Source organism: Cellulomonas sp. GbtcB1 (genome assembly GCF_019091725.1).
GTDB lineage: Bacteria > Actinomycetota > Actinomycetes > Actinomycetales > Cellulomonadaceae > Cellulomonas.
The window spans coordinates 1-229 of the sequence record NZ_JAGXJG010000732.1 but is presented as its reverse complement, the minus strand read 5'-3'; the positions used below and the strand labels follow the sequence as shown (position 1 = coordinate 229).

1 protein-coding gene is annotated in these 229 nt (G+C 78.6%); it reads left to right on the top strand.

All coding sequences use genetic code 11. The features are described from left to right. Positions 1 to 229, top strand: a 229-nt coding sequence (locus KVT14_RS21995; RefSeq protein ID WP_217617449.1) for an HtaA domain-containing protein, incomplete at both ends; no start/stop codon positions are given.

Below are 229 nucleotides of genomic sequence, written 5' to 3'. Positions count from 1 at the left end.
GACGGGCCCCGGCCCGTGGACCTGCTCCGCCGGCGCGGGCCAGGTGTACGCCGGCGGCCTGGCGACGTCCACGTGGCCGGGCGGCGTCCGGTTCACCGGCCACGAGGGCGCGCTCGACCTCACGTTCGCGGGCCCCGAGGTGCGGGTCACCGGCGCCACCACGGCGTCGCTGATGATGTCGGTCTCCACCGGCACGGCCGCCGCCACCCGCGTCGAGGTCGCCACGCTC